Genomic DNA, 20,654 nt, shown 5'->3' with positions numbered 1-20,654 from the left:
GAATTAAATTCTGAATTATGTGTTAAAAAAAGAATTTAGTTTGTTTTATTTGTACATTTGCAGAATTATTAAGCAAATGGAATTTAATTTAGATCATATCGACCATCATATTATTCGAAGCATTCAGGATAATGCCCGAATCAATAATGCTGAAATTGCAAGGGAGTTGGGCATGGCTCCATCGGCTATTTTAGAAAGAGTAAAAAAATTAGAACAAAAACAGGTAATTCTGCAGTACAACGCCAAAATCAATCCTTTGGCTTACGGTCAGACACTATTATCTTTTATATTCATTAAATGTGCTGATATAATGAATCAGGAAAACATTCCCCTTATGTTAGCTGATATCCCCGAAGTTCAGGAAGTACACGATATCGCAGGTGATGATGGCTATCTGATAAAAGTACGTACAGCAGACACTATGGGGCTTGCAGATCTAATGCGCAACAGTCTTGGAAAAATAGAAGGTATTCTATCTACCAGAACGACTATTGTACTCGAAACCATTAAAGAACAACAAAAAATAGTAATTCCTTCAGAAGAATAATCATGACAGCAAATAAAACTTCTACCATCAGTATAGTATTGGCCTATTTGGTGGTGTACTTCGTATGGGGCTCTACATACTTTTTTATAGAAAAAGCCTTGCATTCATTTCCTCCTTTTGTATTAGGCTCTATTCGCTTTATCATAGCGGGTAGTTTACTTATGGGATATTGTGCGCTTCGCGGCTACAAACTCTTCAATAAAAGAGATGTGAAAAGAGCGGCATTGATTGGTTTCCTGTTGCTTTTTATTGATATGGCGGCTGTGATATGGGCAGAGCAGTATATCTCCAGCGGTATTGTTTCCATATTGGGTGCTGCTGCTGCTATCTGGTTTATTCTTTTGGATAAACCTAAATGGAAAGCCAACTTTGGCAGTCTCCCAATTGTATTAGGATTATTATTAGGGTTTACCGGAGTTGTCATGCTTTTTGGCGAGCAGATATTTAATGCTGATGTAAATAATGGAGATGGTAAGAATATTATTGCTATGATAGTGATGACGGTGGGGACAATAGGCTGGACAGTTGGTTCTCTTTATACAAAATACACACAGGATAAAAAAGATCCGGTTGAAGAAGAGAAAAAAGAAAAACCTTTAAATGTTATTGTTAAAACAGCCTGGCAAATGGTAACAGCCGGTGTAGCATTTACTACTGTTGCGTTGGCAACAGGAGAGTACAGTAGTTTTCATATAGAAAAAGTGCCTCTACATGACTGGGGAGCTCTTGCTTATCTGATAACCATGGGATCAATATTGGCTTTTAGCTGCTATATCTGGTTGTTACAGGTAAGGCCTGCTACTGAAGTAAGTACGTATGCCTATGTTAATCCTATTGTAGCGTTAATTCTGGCTCACTTTTTTACAGAACATTTAGTGACGGAATTACAGGTTTTCGGGTTGATCATTATTTTATTTTCCGTATTGCTGATGAACTGGAATTTATATAAAAATAACAGAACATTCAGAGTACTCCGTGCGCGTAAGAAAATTAAAAGACTTAAATATATGGCACCCAAAAGTAGTATTCCACGAATTGTTGAAGTAGCTGATTTTGATGAACGGGAAAAAAAGAAAAATCAAGCTAAAATTGATGAAAACAATTGTTAACAAGTAATGGGAGAGAATACAAAAGCAGTTGTATCTTTGTTTTATAAATAAATCAAAATGTCAAAAGAAACAAAAGAAGGTCTTTATCAGGGAATCATTGAAAAAGATGCCAAAGGAAACTATTTCTGCGGACCGTATTTACTGGATTATAAATTTACAGAAGCTAATTTCCAATTGGGAGATAAAATAAGTATCAAAACCCTTATCAATAATCCGAGTGATATAACGGTAGAACAGTATCCGAAAAAGTCGATGAAATTTTCAAAGGCAGCTGATAAATAATAAAAAAACCGTTTAATTCTTTAAACGGTTTTTTTTAGTAAGTCATTATTGTTGGCAACTATAAATTACACAGAAGTTTTCTCTTTTATAAATTCATAGTTTTCATTTCCTTCTTTAAACAGCATCGTTCCATCAGCCGGATTAAATTTTATCTGAAGATGATTTTCAAAATTAAATTCGGTATCAGAAGTTGGTTTTAAGAGAAACGGTATTTGTTCTTCTTCCATTCCTAATCCGTATAAACTTCCTCCTTCGTTATATATTTTTATTTTAAATGGATAGTCAGTTGATTCGTATATGCCTGAATATTGATTGAGTATTTCATCCGATATAAAAATGGGATAAGGCATATTGCCATTGTAAATAGCGTTGAATATTCCAACATAAAAATCACTTTTTACAGAACGGTTTCCATTAATCGCCATAGCAATAGAAAGATCGTTTTTTTCATTGTAGGTTAACAAGGTATGAGAACCTGTTGTATCGCCTCCGTGACCATACATAATAACTTCATAGAAAGGAACTTTCATCATTCCTCTGCCGAAATAGCTGTCAGCGGCCGGTTTCATCAGTTCTACACTCTCCTTACTGATTATTTTTCCATGAAATAAGGCATAATTGAGTTTATTCATTTCGGTTGTAGTGGAAGAAATACCTGTATACCCTATAATATATTTAGAAATATAGTCTTGTTCTGGCTGCCAGGAGTTATCAGTATAACGGTAAGAATCAAAATAGTTCTGAGACGAATTTACCAATCTGAAATCGTGTAGATTCAGTGGTGTAGCAATATAGTTTTGAAGGATATCTTTATACGCCATCTGATACTTTTGCTCTATAATTTTTCCCAGCAGAAAATAGGCAGAATTAGAATAAGACATAGAAGTACCCGGAGAAAATAAGACACCTGTTTTTTTAATCTCTGCCAGCATTTCTTTATCCGTAACCTCTCTTTCCTTTAACCAGCCATAAACACCGTTATGAAAATTGACATCTCCCAAACCACTCGTATGGTTTAGCAATTGTTCAATCGTAATCTTCTTCGCATCTGGCATGTCAGGAAAAAACGCAGCTAATTTGTCTTGAAGATTTAATTTTTTTTCTTCGATAAGCTTAAACACCAAAGTAGCCGTAACCATTTTAGAAATAGAGGCTATCTGGTAAGTGGTATGTTTGTCAAATTGTAAGTCCTGAATATTTTGCTGACCAAAATCTCTGTAATAAATTTCTGTATTCCCTTTAAAAATAGAGATACTGCCCACTGCTCTGTTATTTTGTTCAATATAATCAATAAAGTGGTCTATTTTTTCCTGCTCAATATCCTGTGCATAAATGCTGAGGCTCAAAAATAGTGTGACACCACAAAATAAAGCCCTTTTAATAAGTGAAATGATACCTTTATTTACAGTTGCTGTAATAGAATGTTTCATATATAGAATTTTAATTTTAGTAAATAGAAATAGCTATTGTTCTTACAGGTACAAAGAAACGGAAGATATAGTTTGTCCAAAGATTTATTTGACCAACAGCACACAATCCGGGACAAAAAGTATTGTGTCTGTGATGGGATTGTTTGTCCTTATTTTAGATGGTTTGGTGTAAAAAGAAATAAACAACTTTGTAAAAACAGTACATTTACAGTATAATGAAATCCGAAACCAATGAAACTAAAAAGAAGTACTGTTGTCAGATTCTTATTAAATAGCTTCTTTACAGGGTGGGTACTATATACCGCAATAGATAATAATGATGGAAAACTTCCTTTAGTCCATATCGTGATGTATAATGTATTGCTTTTTGTTCCGTCCTGGATTAATAATTTCTTGTTTTTTCCTTTAGTGCGTAAAAACAGAAATATTTTGCAATTTCTCTTATCAATGGCAGGTGTATTTATAGCAATAATTTTCATACAGGGAAATTATCTCAATTGGCTGAAACAGACCTTTCATACCAATGAGTTAAATGATTTTACTCCATTAGCGATTACATACACATCTCCGGAATTTTTAAAAAACTACCAATATTGCTTTGATGTTTTTCCGGGTGTTTTGATGATTACTGTTCTAATGGCAATAGGCTATGTCATGCAGGAACTTATTCTTAAAATTAAGAAACAAAAGCAGATAGAAAGCCAGCAGATTCTGGCAGAACTTCAATTACTTAAATCCCAAATAAGTCCGCATTTTTTGTTTAATGTTCTCAACAGTCTTTATGCATTATCGCTGAAAACATCCCATGAAACTCCTGATGTTATTTTAAAACTATCTGATATTTTGCGGTATTCTCTATATGAAGCTCAGGAAAAAGAAGTGCCCGTACGCGATGAAATACATATTATCAATACGTATATTGCAATCGAATCCCTTCGCATTTCTGAAAGAGCAGATGTATCTTTTGTGAGTGAAGGAATAAATGATACCATCAGGATTGCACCAATGCTTTTATTACCTTTGATTGAAAATGCTTTCAAGCATGGTATTGACTCTACAGTCGGACATTCTTATATCAAGGCTTCTCTTCACTATAAGGAGAATGCTCTGATATTTACATGTGAAAACAACTTTAAAGAAACAGCAGTAAAAAAAATAGGAGGTATTGGTATAGATAACATACGCAAACGCTTGCAATTGCTTTATCCGGCTATGCACAAAATAGACTTGGAAAAAAAAGACGATGTATTTACAATAACCCTCAAAATTAATTTGTAAGGTATGGAAAAAAAAATCAGATGTCTCGTAGTAGATGATGAAAAACTGGCTCAGGATGTGCTTATACATCACATTTCAAAATTTGAGGTATTGGAATTACAGGGAGTGTGCAATAATGTTTTTGAGCTTATTGCTTTTCTGAACAGAGATAAAAACATAGACCTGATTTTTCTGGACATTAAAATGCCTGAAATCAGCGGAACAGATTTTATAAATATGTTCAATCATCCGCCTGCCATTATATATACTACTGCTTATAATCAATATGCCTTAGATGCATTTGAACACAATGCTATAGACTATCTCTTAAAACCCATTTCACTCGACCGGTTTTCTAAAGCGATACAGAAGGCGTTGCCTGTTCTCGCAATACAAACAAGCCATAAAGCAACAACAGTAGTTTCAGATAAAGATGATGATAGTTTTTATGTAAAAAGCGATAAGAGACTTATAAAAATAGATCCGGGAGAACTGTTGTATATAGAAGGGATGAGAAATTATCTGTGTATATATACAACATCAGAAAAAGTGATGGTTCACGGTACTTTATCTTCTATAGAAGAAAACCTGAAACATTTGGAATATATATGCCGTGTACATAAATCATTTTTTATAAATCTGCGTATGATTAACTATATTGAACAGCAGGTAATTGTATTGACCAATAAAAAAACGATACCCGTAGGCTCAAGTTATCGCGATAAGGTATATGAAAAACTAAACATAATTTAACCAGGAAAATAGCGATATAAAACAGGGATACTGCAAGAGCGCAGTATCCCTGTAATTTTTGAGTATTAAAAAGAATTCTGTTTTAATTAAGAGCCCATATCAGTGCTTTTTCTTTTGTAGCTCTTAGTATCGTAGAATGTTGTTCTTTCGGTTCATGCGAATAAAGCCATCTGAGTCCTGAAACATTTTCTTCTTTTAAAACAGTAGCAAGTTCATCGGTGTAAGTTGCGATATCTGAAGAACCGGCAAACCAAACCGTTTTTTTATCTGCCGGTAAATGTCCAAGGGTATTTTTGGCTGCTTTTACAAGAGCATTGTCATTCCACCACAATGAAGGGTCAAATGCGATATAATAAGTAAACATATCAGGCTGTAACAGGAATGTTTCCATAACAAATAATCCGGCAAGTGATTCTCCTAATATTCCTCTGTCTGAAGTTGTTTTATAACGCGAACTGATTTCAGGAAACAGCTCTTCTTTCAAAAAAGCTCTGAATTTTTCTGAACCGCCTACAACCGGTGCAATTTCTTTGTCTTCAGCCACTTCTGTAGGTCCTGTCAGATCTCTTCTGCGTTGCGTATTTTCAATACCCACTAAAATAAAGGCAGGAATTTTTTTTGCTTTGATCAATTTAGCAAACGTATTGGCAATATGAGGAAAATCTTCTTTTACGCCTCCGTCCGCCATATACATTACAGGTAGGGGGTTTCCTTCTTTCGCGTAGGCTTCGGGAATCCATACATTGATGACTCTGTTTTCATTTACTATTTTAGAAGCAATGGTAAAGGTATCATGAACCGGAACCGGATCATTTGATGTATTATTTATTTTGGTACATCCGGTAAGGAATACAATTCCAATTAAAAAGGCGGAACATAAAAGCAGCATCCATTTTGTTTTCATATATATTCGGGTAAAGTTATTGATTATAACTGCCAAAAGACAGTTTAGGTTATTAACCGTAAAAATAAAAAAAAGAGAGCTATTTCCCTCTTTTTATTTATGATCTTTTTCATTCGTATTATTCAGGATTCAGTGCTTTTTTTAAAGCAATGGAAGCCTGATGTACAGAAGTCTGTACTGCCGGAATGTGTGCCAACGGATTCAGCATTCCATAGTCATGTATAAAGCCTTTATATACCGTTATGGTTGTTGGTACACCCGCTTCATCGAGTTTTCGGGCATACGCAAGTCCTTCATCATGAAGAATATCATTTTCTGCAATCTGAACCAGAGCCGGAGGCAGGTTTTTTAATTCCTGCAAGGTAGCCTGTAGCGGTGATGCATATTTTTCTTTGCGTTTATTGAGATCTGTCGTATAATGATTCCACATCCATTTCATCATAGGAGTGGTTAAAAAACGATCCTGTGCATATTTTATATACGATTCACGGGTAAAATCCGCGTCCGTCACAGGCCATAATAAAACCTGATAGGCAATTTCTGGACCCATTTTATCTTTAGCCATAAGCGCAACTACGGTTGCCATATTTCCACCAACACTATTACCGGCTACGGCAAGTCTTGAGCCATCAACACCGATTTCTTTTCCGTTTTCAGCTACCCATTTCGTAGCAGCGTAGGCTTCGTTTACAGCAACAGGATACTGAGCTTCGGGTGAGGGAGTATAATCAGGAAATACGGCAATTGCTCCGCTGTTTACAACTAAATCACGTACCAATCGTTTATGAGTTGGATAATCGCCTAAAACCCATCCTCCTCCGTGAAAAAACATAAATACGGGTAAGTTAGTCCCGGAACCCGCAGGTTTTACAATATGAATGTTTACAGTAAGTCCATCCTGTGTAATGGTTCTTTCAGATTCTTCAATATCGGAATAATCAAAATCAACAGATTTTTGAGCATCAATAAGTACCTGACGGGCTTCTTCAGGAGTCATTTCTTCCATAGGTTTGCCACCTTCATTATTGAGTTCCTTTAGAAATTCACGAATGTCTTTAGAAATTTCAGGATCTTGATGTGCAGGAATGTTGGTATGCGCCATAATGTATCAGAGTTTAGAGGTTTATAGTTCGATCTCTGTTATAAGATCGGATTTAGGTTACTATATAAATTTAATACATTAATTTAAAACAAGCCCAATCACTAATCCATAAAATGGAAATTTGGTTATACCAAGCTCTTTTTTTTAATCAGGATTTTAATCGATTGGCAGGTATTCATTTCCATATAAATCAATGTAAAAATATTTGTTTTCCTTTTTTACCCAAATATACAGATGTGCTTTTTTTCTCTTTTCTTCAACGGTATCTTTTTCCAGAGGTGTGGCTATTGCATAAGAAATCCACAAACCTTGATATTCTTCTGCGAGTTGTTTTTCCTGTTTCAATTCGTAAAGATCAAAAATTTTATTTTCCACCAGAATATAACCTAACGTATGCTCATGAGGCATATAGAATGGATAATCTTTTTGAGAAGACCGGTAGTAATAATATACAGATTGGGGTAATTGGTTCTTTAAGCGGTAGTATCCTTTGTGGTTGAGGTAACTATATGCATTATTGTTATTTTTCGACTGCTGTACCAGAAACCATACATCTTTGGTATCACGGGTACCTTTAATAGGGATAATTCGGTTGTGTTTAAAATCAAAACCAGAAAGAGTGTTTCCCTGTGGATCAATGATGCCATAGGAGGTAAGATGCGGATCTTCACTTTTTTTGCCAGCTATGGCAACTATTTTGTTGTCAATCTTCATCGGAATCAGCAGCGGTTGATTTTTATCATGCGAGCGGTATAAATCTGAATAAGCAGTAATATCAATATAATCTTCGTCCATGGTATATTGAAATCCGTTGTTACCTTCTGCAGAAGAAAGAACTTCTATATTTTGTGAATAAGCACGTGAAAAAAGTCCGGGAGGCAAAGCTTCCATTAAGCTTATTACAGAAATCTGAAAGTTGATTTTTCCTGACTTGTCAACAGTTACAATATAATCTGTTAAGGAAACAGTGTCATAAAAACTTCCTATATAGCCTTCTCCCTTATAAAACCCAAGCTGATCGAAAACGGCAGGAAGTCTTACCTGTAAGGTTCTTTTATCAAGATAGCCCCATAATTCTTTTTTTTGAAAAGGAACCAGATAAATAAAATCTTCTTTATCAATTTTTTCAAAGTAGGCAGCAATAACTGAAGAGCTTATGTTGGTCGATAATGAATCAAGATGCTGAGCATTTGCTATTAAAGGAAACAAAAACAGAATTTGGAGGCATATTTTTTTCATAAAAAAGACATTTTGTATTGGTGCAAAACAATTGATAACATTATCACAAAAATAACCTTTCATTGGAAAAGTATAACTCATGGATTTCAGTGATTTGAATGACTGAGCAGTAATTATATCCATCATTATAAAACGGTAGTTATCCGTTTATTTTTTTTCCATCTTTTCGATTTTCTCTTCCAGTTTTTCCAGTAATTTTAATTGGGCTACCTGAGATTCATATAATGCTTTAATTTCTTCATTGAGCAAAAGATCCAGTTTTTGATGTAGGCTGCGTATTTCGAGTTCCGCTTTTAAATTGATGAGGTAATCATTTTCTCCTCTCATACGGTCTTTTTCTTCCTGACGGTTCTGGCTCATCATGATAATGGGAGCCTGAAGAGCCGCAATACAGGACAATACAAGATTCATAAGGATAAACGGATACGGATCGAATTCAAGTTCTTTTGCTGCCATCGTATTGAATACAATCCAAACGGCTAAAACCAGTGTAAAAATAATGATGAATCTCCAGCTACCGCCAAATCGCGCTACCTTATCGGATATCCGCTGTCCGCTTGATAATATTTCTTTTGGTGGATGTAGCAAATTATTGATGATGAGCTGCTCTTCTTCCATTGTAGTGGCTACAATTTTTTGAAGCTTGCGCAGGTTTTCATTGCTCTGATCAATCATGGTATTGATTTCGTCCTGTTGCATTGTTAAGAAGTTTTAGTATCTACTAATGTAATAAAAATCTTTTTAGAGATCATTGAAAAGAATAGGGGAATGCCGTATCTTAGTAATATAAACTTAAACAAAAAACTACATAACATATTGTCTAATTACCATACATACATCGCTACTCCGGTTGGAGTATTAAAACTGATCGCAACAGAAAAGGGACTGGCGGCTGTGTTGTGGGAAAACGATGACGCAACACGGGTGACCCTTTCAGAAGGAATGCGTTTTGATGAACATCCTGTATTGGTGGAAACCGCAATTCAACTTCAGGAGTATTTTGCTAAAAAGCGCAAAGTATTTGACCTCCCTTTAGACTTTACCGGTACTGCGTTTCAACAACAAATATGGCAACAGTTATTGAAAATTCCTTATGGAGAAACGAGAAGCTATGGTGATCTGGCCAGAGAAATTGCCAATGAAAAGTCCGTCAGGGCAGTAGGGGGAGCCAACGGTAAAAATCCTATTTCTATCATTGCTCCATGCCATCGTGTTATAGGTACATCCGGTAAACTGACAGGATTTGCAGGCGGATTAAAAAATAAAGCATTTCTGTTAGCTCTCGAAAGATCACAGACACAACCCACACTTTGGGATGAGGAATAAGAAAAGGGCAGTAAAAAAAATTAATTCATATTGTAGATATAGCGAAAAATAATTTTCTTTGCTTAAAAAATACCAAATAGTATTTAATATGAAAAAAGCAGAAGCAACTCGTTTAACCATTTTGAAAAAGGCTTATGAGCTTATTTATATCAACGGTTACCAGACTACAAGTATTGACGATATTTTGGCGACGACCAAAGTTACCAAAGGAGCACTTTATTATCATTTCAAAAATAAAGACGAAATGGGGGTTGCTATTATCAGAGAGATAATAAAACCAAAATTCTTAGCACAGATTACACGTATTTTTAGCCTTGAAACTAATTCAGTTGAAGCTCTTTATATAATGGTTACTATGCTTTTATCAGATAATGAGTTTATGAAATTTGAGCAGGGTTGTCCGCTTTCCAACTTCATACAGGAAATGGCACCAAAAAATATTGTTTTTACAGAAGTACTTATAGAAGTGACAGATGAATGGCAAAAAATAATGGTTTCAAATATCGAAGCGGGAAAAAAAGAAGGCTTTATAAACGCTGATGTACAATCGAAATCCGTTGCCCTTTTTATCATTTCAAGCTATTGGGGCATACGCAATTTTGGTAGAATGGATAGCGAAAGCAATGTCTATCGCACTTATTTAAATGAACTAAAGAATTACCTAAATTCTCTTAAATAATTTTTATTTTACAAAACATACCAATTAGTATGTTTTTTACTTTATCTTTGCTTCATTAAAATTCAGAAGCAATGTACGCATTTCTTATTCCTTTACATTCTATATGCAGATGGCTTGTACTTCTCTCTCTTTTGTATGCTATCGGCAGAGCGTATTCAGGTTATAAATCGCATAGGGATTATTCGGATTACGACAATCAAGTAAGACACTGGACAGCTACAATAGCACATATCCAACTCATTATCGGAATGATACTCTATATCAAAAGTCCGTTCGCATCTTATTTTTGGAAAAATACAGGTACTTCCTTACAACATATCGAAATTGCTTTTTATGGCTTTCTACATCCTTTGCTTATGCTTGTCGCAGTTGTGATGATAACCATAGGTTCATCTTTGGCAAAAAGAAAAGAAGAAAGTACAGCCAAGTATAGAACATTGCTTATATGGTTTTCAGTTGCTTTACTGATTATTTTTTTAGCCATTCCCTGGCCATTTTCTTTTTTGTCCCAAAGACCCTATATACGGGTAAAGCTGATTTTGGAATACATCAGTAACATTAAATAAGCAGATAAACAACTAAACAGAATATAAAAATGATACAATTGCTAAAGACAAAAATTGGACGATTGCGGATAATTGCCATTTTAGAGGGGATTTCATTACTTATCCTTGTATTTATCGCTATGCCGTTAAAATATTTTTTTTCTTATCCGAACATTTCGCAGTTCATCGGACCATTACATGGAGCTTTATTTCTACTTTTCGTATTCAATACGTTGAATGTAGGGATAGAACAGCAATGGAAATTCAGCAAAACCACATGGATAGTGTTGATAGCCTGTATTATTCCGTTCGGTACTTTCTATATCGACAGAAAGATTCTAAATAAAATATAAAACCTTTTAACAATGGAAATTATCATCCCTGCATCAGGAATTTTAAGCAAAAATGAAATAAAAAAATTTAAAATGATGCTTATTGAATCACAAATCAAAGAAAAATACAATAAAGCATTGGCTTTACTAAATATAAAAAGATATATGAAATTTGATTTTAAAGATATATTAATTCCTGATTCATCATTATGTAGTAAAGCAATAGAGGAAGCACAGGATAGTTTTAATTCTATTTTATTTTATCATTCATATAGAACCTATTTTTGGAGTGCAGGATTTGCATTATCAGAAAAACTAAATATAGATAATGAATTATTGTTTGTCTCATCAATTTTACATGATATAGGATTAAGTGAAAAACATAATCATATTTGTTCAAAACAATGTTTTGCCAATTATGGAGGTGAATTCAGTCAAAATTTTTGCTTGGAAAATGGGTTAGATAAGAATAAAGCTACAATTGTTAAACAAGCCATTGATATGCATTTGAATCCTGTGATAGACAAAGAAAAGTATGGAAATGAATCCTATTTTCTCTCCAAAGGGGCTGCTATGGATGTAATCGGATTAAATAAATTTCAGTTAACTAAAAAATTCATATTGGAAGTTGATAAATCTTATTCAAGAAAAGGATTTAAACAGGATATTATTTATACTATGGAAAATTTTCATCATAGAGAAGGGACGAGAGCTGATATTTTGTACAAAATGGGATTCGCACAAATGGCAGGTAAAAACGCTCTTGATGAAGAATGATAGAATATATCCATACAAATAGTTGGATATAGCGAATATTTCAATAAACTTACTTGACAAATGTATGAGAGGGATAAAGTGTATTTGGTTAAAAGGTTTTTTTCCTGAAAACTTAAAAACAAAGCTACCGGAGACCGATAGCTTTATATAGTTTATAAATTCAAAGCCGTCTGTATGCTTTGGTAAATATATCTCAAATCAGAAGTTGAGATACAATAGGGAGGTACCAGATAAAGAATATTCCCTAAAGGACGTAAGATAATACCTTTGCTCAAAAAATAAGGATACAGGCTTTCATATTGCCTGTTGAAATAGGATGTTTCTTCTGTTATTTTTAATTCCAATGCCAGAATGGTACCGCGTTGACGAATAGATTTTATAGCTAAATGGTCTTTTATTTCATTTAAAAACTGTTGATGCTCCGAACATATTCTTTCAATATTTTCAAGAGTTTGTTTTTTCAAAAGCAAATCCAGACTGGCCAGCGCAGCAGTACAAGCCAAAGGGTTGGCGGTAAAAGAATGACCGTGGAATAATGCTTTACAGGCGTCATCAGCATAAAAAGCTTCATAAACAGCTTCAGAGCAAGTAGTCATTCCCAAAGGAAAAGTACCTCCTGTCAGGCCTTTTGAAAAGCACATAATATCCGGTTTTTCTGTTAAATAATCCGCTGCAAACAATTTGCCTGTACGACCAAAACCTACAAAAATTTCATCCTGAACCATTAAAATATTTTTAAACCGGCAGTATTGCATCAACGCACTGAGGTCTTCAGGTTCATGCATGAGCATTCCGGCTGCTCCCTGTACAAGAGGCTCATATATAAAACAGGCCAATTCATCAGAATAGAGGTCAATTGTTTTCTTTAATTCCTCCAGATTATCTTTTGTCGGCACATCGATAAAAATCACTTCAAAAAGCATTTCTCCAAAAGGCTGTGTCCATACAGTTCTGCTGCTTACAGACATGGCACCAAAAGTATCACCATGATAGGCATTGTGAAAAGAAAGGATTTTATTTTTTTTCAATCCCTTATTATGTGCATACTGAATGCACATTTTCAAAGCTACTTCAACCGCAGTAGATCCGTTGTCGGTATAAAAAACTTTAGTTTGATTTACAGGCAGTAATTTCAGGAGATTTTCGGAAAGCTTTATCGCAGGTTCATGCGTAAAACCTGCAAATATCACTTGTTCCAGTTGCAGTAACTGTTCCGATACTTTTTGTGCAATATAGGGATGTGCATGACCGTGTAAGGTAACCCACCACGAAGAAACCGCATCGATATAACGATTGCCCTTATCATCAAAAAGGTACGCATCTTTTCCCTTAACGATTGGTATTATCTCAGAAGCCGCTTTCATTTGAGTATACGGATGCCAGTTTACCGCTCTGTCTCTTTGTTTCAGATCGTTGTACATACGGCTTCTTTTTCTTTGACCATAGGTTGTAATCCTAAATTTTGAAACATTTGCATATCTTCACTAACTCCCGGATTTGGGGTAACCAATAACGTTTCGCGTTCTCCTGTAAAAATAGAATTGGCTCCTGCCATAAAGCACCATGCCTGTTCTTCTTCCGTCATCTCAATGCGCCCCGCGCTTAACCGTACTACAGATGCTGGCATAATAATACGGGCAGTAGCAATCATACGTACCATATCCCAGATGGGTACTTTTGGCTGATTTTCAAGCGGCGTGCCTTTTACCCGTGCCAGAGCATTTACCGGAACCGATTCAGGATGTTTAGGCATTGTAGCCAGTGTCAGCAGCATGGAAATGCGATCTGCAGCTGTTTCTCCCAATCCAATGATGCCTCCGGAACAAACTGTAATTCCGGCTTTTCTTACATTTTGAATGGTTTTTATACGATTGTCAAATTTTCGGGTAGATATAATTTCATCATAATAGGCTTCCGAAGTATCCAGATTGTGGTTGTACGCATGAAGTCCGGCTTCCTGTAATCTCAAAGCCTGTTCTTCTGTAAGCATACCCAGTGTACAGCATACTTCAAGGCCTAATTCATTGACTCCTTTCACCATATCAATGATACGGTCAAAATCCCGGTTATTGCGTACTTCCCGCCAGGCTGCTGCCATACAGAATCGGGATGATCCGGCGTCTTTCGCTTTTTTTGCATGTGCAATAACCGTTTCGGTGGGTAATAGTGCCTGTACTTTGATATCAGTATGATATCTGGCAGCCTGCCCGCAGTAGGAGCAGTCTTCAGGGCATCCTCCGGTTTTTACAGAAAGCAGTGTACATACCTGTATTTCTGAAGCTTTATGCCATTGTCTGTGGACGGTAGCAGCCTCATAGACCAATTCCAGTAAAGGTTTTTGGTAGATAGCTTCAATCTCTTCTTTTGTCCAGTTGTGTCTTAGTGGTTCTGTTGTTTGCATACGATCAGATATTTGTTAGTTGTTGTACAATCTTGTTGAGGTTATGTTTGTTTATTGTTTTGAGATGCGGAATCTGTAGAATTTTTGTTGATGCTTCCAGATTTTTAGCAATGATGCGGTAGGTATCAGGATCAAAAGTGCCATTGAACATAAAGTAGGCCAACGGAATTTTATTTTTTCGCAGCATGTCCAAGGATAATAAAGTATGATTGATACACCCCAGATAGTCCTTTGCGACCAGTACTGCCGGGAGGCCTAATTTTTTTATGAGGTCAATGATATAGACATCGTCAGAAAGGGGAACACAAAGCCCGCCGGCACCTTCTACAATCAAAGAATTATTCGTTTCAGGTAATTGGAAATCTTCAAGATGTATGGTAAGGTTTTCCTTAGCTGCTGATTTATGAGGAGAGGCAGCCAGTTCTAAAGAATATCTTTCGGGATGTATAACCACAGGAGCTTCTACGAGATGTTTTATCATCATACTGTCTGTCTGTTTCAAGTCTCCTGATTGTATAGGTTTCCAGTAATCAGCCTTAAAATAAGCGGTCAGTACAGCGGAACAAATTGTTTTGCCAATACCGGTTCCGATACCGGTTACAAATAATTTTTCGGGTGTTATAGTCATTATAAATGTTTTTTTATGAGATCACTCAACTGGTTAATTTCATCCGATGAATTATAGCTGTGCAAACAGATTCGAAGTCTTTCTTCACCTTTCTTTACAGTAGGAGCAAGAGCTGCAAAAGTCAAAAATCCTTCTTTTTCCAGCTGTTGTTGTAGGTTCTTTACACAAGAAATTGTTGTCCCACGCAAAATCTGTATCGGACTTTCTGAAGCAGACGAAAAGGGTAGTCCGCTGTTTCTCAACAAAAGAATATTATTTTGGAGATCCTGTATTCTTTCGGGATTTTCTTTTAGAAATTCATATCCTTTCTGAATGCTTATGGCATACAAATCACTACTTCCGGTTGTATAGATAAAAGCTGAACTGAAATTGATGAGAAAAGAAATAAGCAATTCAGTTCCTAAGATAGCTGCTCCGTGTAAGCCTAATGCTTTTCCGTATGTAATCATTGTTGCAAATACCCGATGCTGTAGTTTTTTTTGACTTACAAGTCCATATCCGAATATGCCGAATGCGTGGGCTTCATCTACAACCAAATTCGCATTATATCGTTTTGCTATTAGAGTTAAGGCATGCAACGGAGCAAAATCTCCGTCCATAGAATAAAGACTTTCAACTGCAATAAAGCAGTTACCCCGGGATCTTTTTAATAATTCCTCCAGATGCTGCATATCATTATGACGAAACTTGATTTTGTGAGCATCAGATAATCTCACCCCATCCCGTACTGATCGGTGGATACATTCATCCATTAATATTGTATCGCCACGTTGCGGTACGGACGAAAAAAAAGCCGTATTAGCTGTATAACCCGAAGGAAACAATAGCGCACTCTGAACCTGATGTTTATGTGCCAAAAAGGATTCTACCTGCATGGTGCGATCAGAATTACCGCTTATAAGTCTTGAGCCCGTAGCACCTTTCAACAAATCGGGTTGTTGTATTATTTCGTTTACTACTATTTCTGTTAATCCGGATTCTGTAGAAAACCCCAGATAATCATTAGAATAGAAATCTATTCCGTTTTTAGCAGCTGGGAGTTGTCGTAAAACTTTTTCCTGTTTTCGTTTCTCAATGGCTTGCTCCAGAAATGAGAGGGTACTAAGCATCTTTTAATTCTGTTTTTATAGCCGTAATCCATTCTGTAAACAACGACTGCTCCATAAGGAGAATAGCATGCGCATGTTGTTCCCAGTCTTTATGGAAGTTTTGGAGTTGCAGAATCATTTCTTCCAGATGTCCTTCTTCCTCTGCAATAATGGATTTCACCATCACTTTGTGTTTGTTCTGCGTAAGCACTTTCTGATATTGTGGATACAGTTCATCTGCACGTACCTCAATAGCATAGGTCACAAATAAATAGGCCGCATGTTTTAGGGCATAACCGCTCAATTCAAAATGTGTTTTCAGATAGCGACTCGTTTTTACATCCAAAATATCTAAATAATAGCGGGTAGCTTTGGCTGCCAGTAATTCATCGTTGGTATAGGTTACACAACTTTTGGGACTGATTTTACCAATCTGTTTTTTTAGATAATAAGCATGTCGGTGTTCTTCTGCTGCATGTTTGAGTTGCAGCAAATCTACTTTTGAAGGATGCTCACACAAAGAGATTTTTCGGGCTCCTGCATTTTCCATAAAAGATAAGGTATTGAGCCACTTTGAATGTAATTCATTGTCATTTACCAGATGTTGAAGTAAATTATGCATACTATTTTTAGTTTATGGCAAAAGTAGTATCTTGCCGGCTAATCAAATGGTGCCACTTTTTATATTATGAGTAGTCCGGTTATAATTCCTTATCAAAGTTTTGTACAAATTGACCGTACATCGGCTACGGCTGTTTATCTGCAGATTGCCTATCAACTGATTAATGCGATACAGAGAGGCTATCTGAATGCCGGAACGAAATTGCCGGGAACGCGTATGCTTAGTGAAATTCTGGAAGTACACCGCAAAACCATTGTGGCGGTCTATGAAGAACTCGATGCACAGGGATGGGTAGAAACACGGCCTAATAAAGGAACGTTTGTATTGCGTAAAAAAGAAGAGAGACCAGATCGTTTTCAGATTTCATTAGAACATCAGCTGGCATTATATCCTCAAAAAACAGGGTATTCATTCACAGAATCCAATCTCTTAGACAATCCTTTTGAACACTCTGCCTGTGAATATGTCTTTAATGACGGAACACCTGATATAAGACTTACACAGATAGAATATTTATCCCGTTTGTACAGTTCTAATATGAAGCGCAAAAGCAATCAGCGTAAATTCGGATATTACAATCAGGAAGGCAGCGAATATTTTAAAGAAAACCTGTCTAATTATCTCAATCTGTCCCGCGGGTTGCATATTTCTAAAAAAAATGTCCTCATTACACGCAGTATGGAGATGAGCGTTTATATTATTTCTGAAATACTATTAAACGCAGGCGATATTGTTGTGGTAGCCTCTCTGAGTTACTTTTCGGTAAACATGATCTTTCAGAAATCCGGTGCCCATATTCTTCAGGTACCTATTGATGCCGAAGGAATACAAACAGATGCTGTTCGTGATTTGTGCCGTAAGCATCGGATACGAATGCTGTATCTGACCCCTCATCATCATTATCCAACTACTGTTACACTAAGTGCCCGACGCAGAATTGAACTCCTGGATCTGGCCAATGAATACGGATTTGTCATTCTGGAAGATGACTATGATTATGATTTTCACTATGATAAAAGTGCTGTTTTGCCTTTGGCAAGTGCAGATACCAACGGAATGGTTATTTATGCAGGTTCTTTTGGTAAATCGCTGGCACCGGGTTTTAGAACCGGTTTTATTGTAGCTCCTGAAAATCTGATGAGTGAAATGCGCAAATATCTGGGAATTATAGACCGGCAGGGAGATGTACTGATGGAACAGGTTTTAGGAGAAATGATTGAAGAAGGAGAAATCCACAGACACCTTAAAAAATCTATAAAAGTATACCATCAGAGAAGAGATGTATTTACCACACTTTTAGAAAAAAAATTTGAACATATTCTTCATTTTCAAAAGCCATCAGGCGGATTGGCGGTTTGGGTAGAATGGCAGCAGCCGGTCAATCTCCTGCAGTTGAGTAATGCCTGTGCAAAAGACAATCTTTTTATTCCTAAAACTTTACTCTATCAAAACCGGAATCTTACTGCCATGAGACTTGGTTTCGGACATTTGGATGAGGCGGAGATGCAGCACAGCATCAATATTTTGGAATACCACATCAAAAAACAATCTTAAGGTTGTAAAAATATTTTGACAATGGATATTCCCTTACCTTTGTAAGGAGTCCATTTCCTAAAAAACTATTTGTATAATAGGAACTATAAATATCAGGATACTTATGGAAAATATACTATCTGAAATCAGAAACACATTGAAAGAAAATGCTGATGAGCAAACACTTCTTTCCAGTCAGCGTTTTTTTAAAGAAACTACACGTCAATATGGCGTTAAAAACCCGGAAGTGCGTAAAATAAGTAAAGTATATTTCAAAGAAATTAAAGATCTTTCCAAGGAAGAAATCTTCTCATATTGTGAGCAATTGCTACAGTCTGGATATATGGAGGAAGCTTTTATTGCCTGTCACTGGTCACAAAATCTCCATAAAAAATATGAGCCTTCAGATTTTCAGCTGTTTAAAAAATGGATTGATACATATATTGATAATTGGGCTACATGTGATACATTTTGTAATCATACAATGGGAATGTTTATTGAAAAATATCCCGAATATATGGATGCGTTAAAAGCGTTTACCCAATCTGAGAACCGCTGGATGAAAAGAGCAGCAGCGGTAAGCCTGATAGTACCGGCAAGAAAAGGCGCATTTTTGCAGGACATTTTTGAAATAGCAGATGCTCTGCTTATGGACCCTGATGATATGGTTCAAAAAGGGACAGGTTGGCTGTTAAAAACAGCAAGTGAAGCCCATCAGGATGAAGTATTTAATTACTTGATGCAACATAAAGACCGCATGCCACGAACTTCATTGCGATATGCTCTCGAAAAAATGCCGGCAGAAAAACGAGCAGCCGCAATGCAGCGAAGCTAAAGAATATTTAAAAAGATTAAAAAAGATCTTATGAAAGTAATTCCGTTGAAAGAAGGCCGTTTTGCGGTTAACAAGCAGAAAGAATTTACCCGTTTACAACAAGGAGAAAGGATAGATGACGGACGGCTTAAAATGGCCATTCAGCCTTTCCTCATACAAACAGATAATGATATTATCCTTTTTGATCTTGGTTTGGGAATTGTACAGGATGGCAAGCCGTTGATGTATGAACTTTTGGAGGATGAAGGTGTTTTTCCGCATCAGATCACCAAAATTGTACTTTCTCATCTGCATAAAGATCATTTAGATGGCATAGGGCATTTTTCCGGCAATGAATTTATTCCTCATTTTCCTGAAGCGACCCTCTATATACAAAAAAGGGAATTTGATTTTGCCTTAACTCAGAAAGAAACCTATTCGTATAATAGCAAAATATTGGAAATACTTCCTTCTTTATCTAATATAGTATGGATGGAAGAAGATAAAGGACAAATCACCGAGGAACTGTTTTTTGAAGTTACAGGCGGTCACACGCCGTTTCATCAGGTATTTTGGATGAGAGGACAGCAAACGGTTTTTTACGCAGCCGATAATCTGCCACAAAAAGGATATTTAGATTATGCTATAGCCTACAAGACGGATTATGATGGTAAACATGCAATGGAACTCCGGAAAGAATGGCAAACATTAGCTGAAAAAGAACATTGGATGGTATTACTGTATCACGATATGAAAACTCCCATACTTTATTACTAAATACTCAGTATACAAAGAAGATGCTGGTATAAAAATGGAAGTAAGATATGGTTAACACATGATTCTGCAGAAAAATCAAAGTGATATTCTTTTTAAACCCAGTGTTTTAGGGAATAGTTCAAAAAAAGGTGCAGATTTATGGTATGATAATTAAAAAAAGCAATATATTTGCACCGTTAAAATTTTAAACACAGTTCTGACATCAGAAGGTGTTAAAAAGGTAAGGTCCAATAGCTCAGCTGGATAGAGCAACTGCCTTCTAAGCAGTAGGTCTCAGGTTCGAATCCTGATTGGATCACTTCTTGGGACAAGTCTAAAAACGATAGACTTGTCCCATTTTTTTTACCCTGTAACTTACTGTTATTCTGATAAATAAGGGCAATCGCAGAATTTAATCTCGGAGTTCGATGTCTTGTTCCGTCAAATTCCAAAAATTCGGGGAACATCGAACTCACTATAAGCCTTTTTTCTTCAATATCGCCGTTTTCATAGCGTCTATCAATGTTTGC

The 20,654-nt window shown here is 36.0% G+C and carries 24 protein-coding genes and 1 tRNA gene; 15 read left to right on the top strand and 10 right to left on the bottom strand.

From position 1 onward, the window contains the following. Positions 1 to 76 precede the first annotated feature (76 nt). Genes QW060_RS08615 through QW060_RS08605 form a run of 3 tightly spaced genes read left to right on the top strand, consistent with a single transcriptional unit; the run spans position 77 to position 1,938 of the window. Entirely contained in the window at positions 77 to 547 is a 471-nt protein-coding gene (locus QW060_RS08615; protein ID WP_290363222.1) for an Lrp/AsnC family transcriptional regulator, read from the top strand. 2 nt (positions 548 to 549) lie between these two features. Continuing rightward, a complete protein-coding gene (locus QW060_RS08610; RefSeq protein ID WP_290363221.1) occupies positions 550 to 1,656 on the top strand; it encodes an EamA family transporter in 1,107 nt (368 codons plus the stop codon). A 57-nt stretch (positions 1,657 to 1,713) separates the two neighbouring features. After that, entirely contained in the window at positions 1,714 to 1,938 is a 225-nt protein-coding gene (locus tag QW060_RS08605) for a hypothetical protein (protein WP_290363220.1), read from the top strand. A 65-nt stretch (positions 1,939 to 2,003) separates the two neighbouring features. On the opposite strand, the gene QW060_RS08600 is transcribed toward QW060_RS08605, so the two are convergent. After that, positions 2,004 to 3,368, bottom strand: coding sequence for a serine hydrolase domain-containing protein (locus QW060_RS08600; RefSeq protein WP_290363219.1), 1,365 nt, complete (start codon positions 3,366 to 3,368; stop codon positions 2,004 to 2,006). 36 nt (positions 3,369 to 3,404) lie between these two features. Here QW060_RS08600 and QW060_RS08595 point away from each other — a divergent pair, with 36 nt between their 5' ends. The 3 genes from QW060_RS08595 to QW060_RS08585 are packed head-to-tail and all read left to right on the top strand — an operon-like array spanning position 3,405 to position 5,378. Continuing rightward, positions 3,405 to 3,584 (top strand): hypothetical protein, encoded by a 180-nt coding sequence (locus tag QW060_RS08595; RefSeq protein WP_290363218.1) that lies wholly within the window; start codon positions 3,405 to 3,407, stop codon positions 3,582 to 3,584. A 15-nt stretch (positions 3,585 to 3,599) separates the two neighbouring features. Next, positions 3,600 to 4,646 (top strand): sensor histidine kinase, encoded by a 1,047-nt coding sequence (locus tag QW060_RS08590; RefSeq protein WP_290363217.1) that lies wholly within the window; start codon positions 3,600 to 3,602, stop codon positions 4,644 to 4,646. 3 nt (positions 4,647 to 4,649) lie between these two features. Further along, positions 4,650 to 5,378, top strand: coding sequence for a LytR/AlgR family response regulator transcription factor (locus QW060_RS08585; protein ID WP_290363216.1), 729 nt, complete (start codon positions 4,650 to 4,652; stop codon positions 5,376 to 5,378). Between the two features lie 82 nt (positions 5,379 to 5,460). Here QW060_RS08585 and QW060_RS08580 read toward each other — a convergent pair whose 3' ends face one another. The 4 genes from QW060_RS08580 to QW060_RS08565 form a co-directional block, all read right to left on the bottom strand. Beyond that, on the bottom strand, positions 5,461 to 6,282 hold the full coding sequence (locus QW060_RS08580; RefSeq protein WP_397386091.1) for an alpha/beta hydrolase: 822 nt from the start codon (positions 6,280 to 6,282) through the stop codon (positions 5,461 to 5,463). A gap of 118 nt (positions 6,283 to 6,400) precedes the next feature. After that, positions 6,401 to 7,384 (bottom strand): alpha/beta hydrolase, encoded by a 984-nt coding sequence (locus QW060_RS08575; RefSeq protein WP_290363214.1) that lies wholly within the window; start codon positions 7,382 to 7,384, stop codon positions 6,401 to 6,403. A 156-nt stretch (positions 7,385 to 7,540) separates the two neighbouring features. Then, positions 7,541 to 8,749 (bottom strand): hypothetical protein, encoded by a 1,209-nt coding sequence (locus QW060_RS08570; RefSeq protein ID WP_290363213.1) that lies wholly within the window; start codon positions 8,747 to 8,749, stop codon positions 7,541 to 7,543. Positions 8,750 to 8,770: 21 nt separating this feature from the next. After that, positions 8,771 to 9,322 carry a DUF1003 domain-containing protein gene (locus tag QW060_RS08565; RefSeq protein WP_290363212.1) on the bottom strand — a complete coding sequence of 184 codons (552 nt, stop codon included), beginning with the start codon at positions 9,320 to 9,322 and terminating at the stop codon, positions 8,771 to 8,773. A 69-nt stretch (positions 9,323 to 9,391) separates the two neighbouring features. On the opposite strand from QW060_RS08565, the gene QW060_RS08560 reads away from it, so the two are divergent. From QW060_RS08560 to QW060_RS08540, 5 genes are all read left to right on the top strand, one after another. Further along, positions 9,392 to 9,949: a methylated-DNA--[protein]-cysteine S-methyltransferase gene (locus tag QW060_RS08560; RefSeq protein WP_290363211.1), complete on the top strand. Its 558-nt coding sequence runs from the start codon at positions 9,392 to 9,394 to the stop codon at positions 9,947 to 9,949. 88 nt (positions 9,950 to 10,037) lie between these two features. Next, positions 10,038 to 10,628: a TetR/AcrR family transcriptional regulator gene (locus tag QW060_RS08555; RefSeq protein ID WP_290363210.1), complete on the top strand. Its 591-nt coding sequence runs from the start codon at positions 10,038 to 10,040 to the stop codon at positions 10,626 to 10,628. A 71-nt stretch (positions 10,629 to 10,699) separates the two neighbouring features. After that, positions 10,700 to 11,194 (top strand): hypothetical protein, encoded by a 495-nt coding sequence (locus QW060_RS08550; protein ID WP_290363209.1) that lies wholly within the window; start codon positions 10,700 to 10,702, stop codon positions 11,192 to 11,194. 29 nt (positions 11,195 to 11,223) lie between these two features. Next, positions 11,224 to 11,526 (top strand): DUF3817 domain-containing protein, encoded by a 303-nt coding sequence (locus tag QW060_RS08545; RefSeq protein ID WP_290363208.1) that lies wholly within the window; start codon positions 11,224 to 11,226, stop codon positions 11,524 to 11,526. 12 nt (positions 11,527 to 11,538) lie between these two features. Then, positions 11,539 to 12,282 carry an HD domain-containing protein gene (locus tag QW060_RS08540; protein ID WP_290363207.1) on the top strand — a complete coding sequence of 248 codons (744 nt, stop codon included), beginning with the start codon at positions 11,539 to 11,541 and terminating at the stop codon, positions 12,280 to 12,282. A 152-nt stretch (positions 12,283 to 12,434) separates the two neighbouring features. On the opposite strand, the gene bioA is transcribed toward QW060_RS08540, so the two are convergent. From bioA to QW060_RS08515, 5 genes are read right to left on the bottom strand one after another with little or no spacing between them, the layout of a single operon-like run. Further along, positions 12,435 to 13,703: an adenosylmethionine--8-amino-7-oxononanoate transaminase gene (bioA, locus tag QW060_RS08535; protein ID WP_290363206.1), complete on the bottom strand. Its 1,269-nt coding sequence runs from the start codon at positions 13,701 to 13,703 to the stop codon at positions 12,435 to 12,437. Further along, positions 13,688 to 14,683 carry a biotin synthase BioB gene (bioB, locus tag QW060_RS08530; protein ID WP_290363205.1) on the bottom strand — a complete coding sequence of 332 codons (996 nt, stop codon included), beginning with the start codon at positions 14,681 to 14,683 and terminating at the stop codon, positions 13,688 to 13,690. The genes bioA and bioB overlap by 16 nt, the downstream gene beginning before the upstream one ends. Positions 14,684 to 14,687: 4 nt before the next feature. After that, positions 14,688 to 15,311, bottom strand: coding sequence for a dethiobiotin synthase (gene bioD / locus QW060_RS08525; RefSeq protein ID WP_290363204.1), 624 nt, complete (start codon positions 15,309 to 15,311; stop codon positions 14,688 to 14,690). After that, a complete protein-coding gene (locus QW060_RS08520; RefSeq protein ID WP_290363203.1) occupies positions 15,311 to 16,420 on the bottom strand; it encodes an aminotransferase class I/II-fold pyridoxal phosphate-dependent enzyme in 1,110 nt (369 codons plus the stop codon). The genes bioD and QW060_RS08520 overlap by 1 nt, the downstream gene beginning before the upstream one ends. Next, positions 16,413 to 17,021, bottom strand: coding sequence for a hypothetical protein (locus QW060_RS08515; RefSeq protein ID WP_290363202.1), 609 nt, complete (start codon positions 17,019 to 17,021; stop codon positions 16,413 to 16,415). The genes QW060_RS08520 and QW060_RS08515 overlap by 8 nt, the downstream gene beginning before the upstream one ends. A 66-nt stretch (positions 17,022 to 17,087) precedes the next feature. Between QW060_RS08515 and QW060_RS08510 the strand changes: the two genes are divergently transcribed. The 4 genes from QW060_RS08510 to QW060_RS08495 all read left to right on the top strand — a co-directional run bounded on the left by QW060_RS08510 (position 17,088) and on the right by QW060_RS08495 (position 20,443). Further along, on the top strand, positions 17,088 to 18,575 hold the full coding sequence (locus tag QW060_RS08510) for an aminotransferase-like domain-containing protein (protein ID WP_290363201.1): 1,488 nt from the start codon (positions 17,088 to 17,090) through the stop codon (positions 18,573 to 18,575). Between the two features lie 103 nt (positions 18,576 to 18,678). Then, entirely contained in the window at positions 18,679 to 19,389 is a 711-nt protein-coding gene (locus QW060_RS08505; protein WP_290363200.1) for a DNA alkylation repair protein, read from the top strand. Between the two features lie 30 nt (positions 19,390 to 19,419). Further along, entirely contained in the window at positions 19,420 to 20,145 is a 726-nt protein-coding gene (locus tag QW060_RS08500) for an MBL fold metallo-hydrolase (RefSeq protein ID WP_290363199.1), read from the top strand. 224 nt (positions 20,146 to 20,369) lie between these two features. Continuing rightward, positions 20,370 to 20,443 (top strand) — tRNA-Arg (locus QW060_RS08495). Positions 20,444 to 20,654 lie beyond the last annotated feature (211 nt).

This window comes from Paenimyroides ceti, from assembly GCF_030409925.1.
The sequence above is the reverse complement of the archived record's forward strand: the minus strand, read 5'-3'. Positions and strand labels throughout refer to the sequence as shown.

Coding starts and splice junctions, on each gene's coding strand:
- QW060_RS08615 (WP_290363222.1), top strand. CDS start 77: ATGGAATTTAATTTAGATCATATCGACCATCATATTATTCGAAGCATT.
- QW060_RS08610 (WP_290363221.1), top strand. CDS start 550: ATGACAGCAAATAAAACTTCTACCATCAGTATAGTATTGGCCTATTTG.
- QW060_RS08605 (WP_290363220.1), top strand. CDS start 1,714: ATGTCAAAAGAAACAAAAGAAGGTCTTTATCAGGGAATCATTGAAAAA.
- QW060_RS08600 (WP_290363219.1), bottom strand. CDS start 3,368: ATGAAACATTCTATTACAGCAACTGTAAATAAAGGTATCATTTCACTT.
- QW060_RS08590 (WP_290363217.1), top strand. CDS start 3,600: ATGAAACTAAAAAGAAGTACTGTTGTCAGATTCTTATTAAATAGCTTC.
- QW060_RS08585 (WP_290363216.1), top strand. CDS start 4,650: ATGGAAAAAAAAATCAGATGTCTCGTAGTAGATGATGAAAAACTGGCT.
- QW060_RS08580 (WP_397386091.1), bottom strand. CDS start 6,282: ATGAAAACAAAATGGATGCTGCTTTTATGTTCCGCCTTTTTAATTGGA.
- QW060_RS08575 (WP_290363214.1), bottom strand. CDS start 7,384: ATGGCGCATACCAACATTCCTGCACATCAAGATCCTGAAATTTCTAAA.
- QW060_RS08570 (WP_290363213.1), bottom strand. CDS start 8,749: ATGATGGATATAATTACTGCTCAGTCATTCAAATCACTGAAATCCATG.
- QW060_RS08565 (WP_290363212.1), bottom strand. CDS start 9,322: ATGCAACAGGACGAAATCAATACCATGATTGATCAGAGCAATGAAAAC.
- QW060_RS08560 (WP_290363211.1), top strand. CDS start 9,392: ATGCCGTATCTTAGTAATATAAACTTAAACAAAAAACTACATAACATA.
- QW060_RS08555 (WP_290363210.1), top strand. CDS start 10,038: ATGAAAAAAGCAGAAGCAACTCGTTTAACCATTTTGAAAAAGGCTTAT.
- QW060_RS08550 (WP_290363209.1), top strand. CDS start 10,700: ATGTACGCATTTCTTATTCCTTTACATTCTATATGCAGATGGCTTGTA.
- QW060_RS08545 (WP_290363208.1), top strand. CDS start 11,224: ATGATACAATTGCTAAAGACAAAAATTGGACGATTGCGGATAATTGCC.
- QW060_RS08540 (WP_290363207.1), top strand. CDS start 11,539: ATGGAAATTATCATCCCTGCATCAGGAATTTTAAGCAAAAATGAAATA.
- bioA (WP_290363206.1), bottom strand. CDS start 13,703: ATGTACAACGATCTGAAACAAAGAGACAGAGCGGTAAACTGGCATCCG.
- bioB (WP_290363205.1), bottom strand. CDS start 14,683: ATGCAAACAACAGAACCACTAAGACACAACTGGACAAAAGAAGAGATT.
- bioD (WP_290363204.1), bottom strand. CDS start 15,311: ATGACTATAACACCCGAAAAATTATTTGTAACCGGTATCGGAACCGGT.
- QW060_RS08520 (WP_290363203.1), bottom strand. CDS start 16,420: ATGCTTAGTACCCTCTCATTTCTGGAGCAAGCCATTGAGAAACGAAAA.
- QW060_RS08515 (WP_290363202.1), bottom strand. CDS start 17,021: ATGCATAATTTACTTCAACATCTGGTAAATGACAATGAATTACATTCA.
- QW060_RS08510 (WP_290363201.1), top strand. CDS start 17,088: ATGAGTAGTCCGGTTATAATTCCTTATCAAAGTTTTGTACAAATTGAC.
- QW060_RS08505 (WP_290363200.1), top strand. CDS start 18,679: ATGGAAAATATACTATCTGAAATCAGAAACACATTGAAAGAAAATGCT.
- QW060_RS08500 (WP_290363199.1), top strand. CDS start 19,420: ATGAAAGTAATTCCGTTGAAAGAAGGCCGTTTTGCGGTTAACAAGCAG.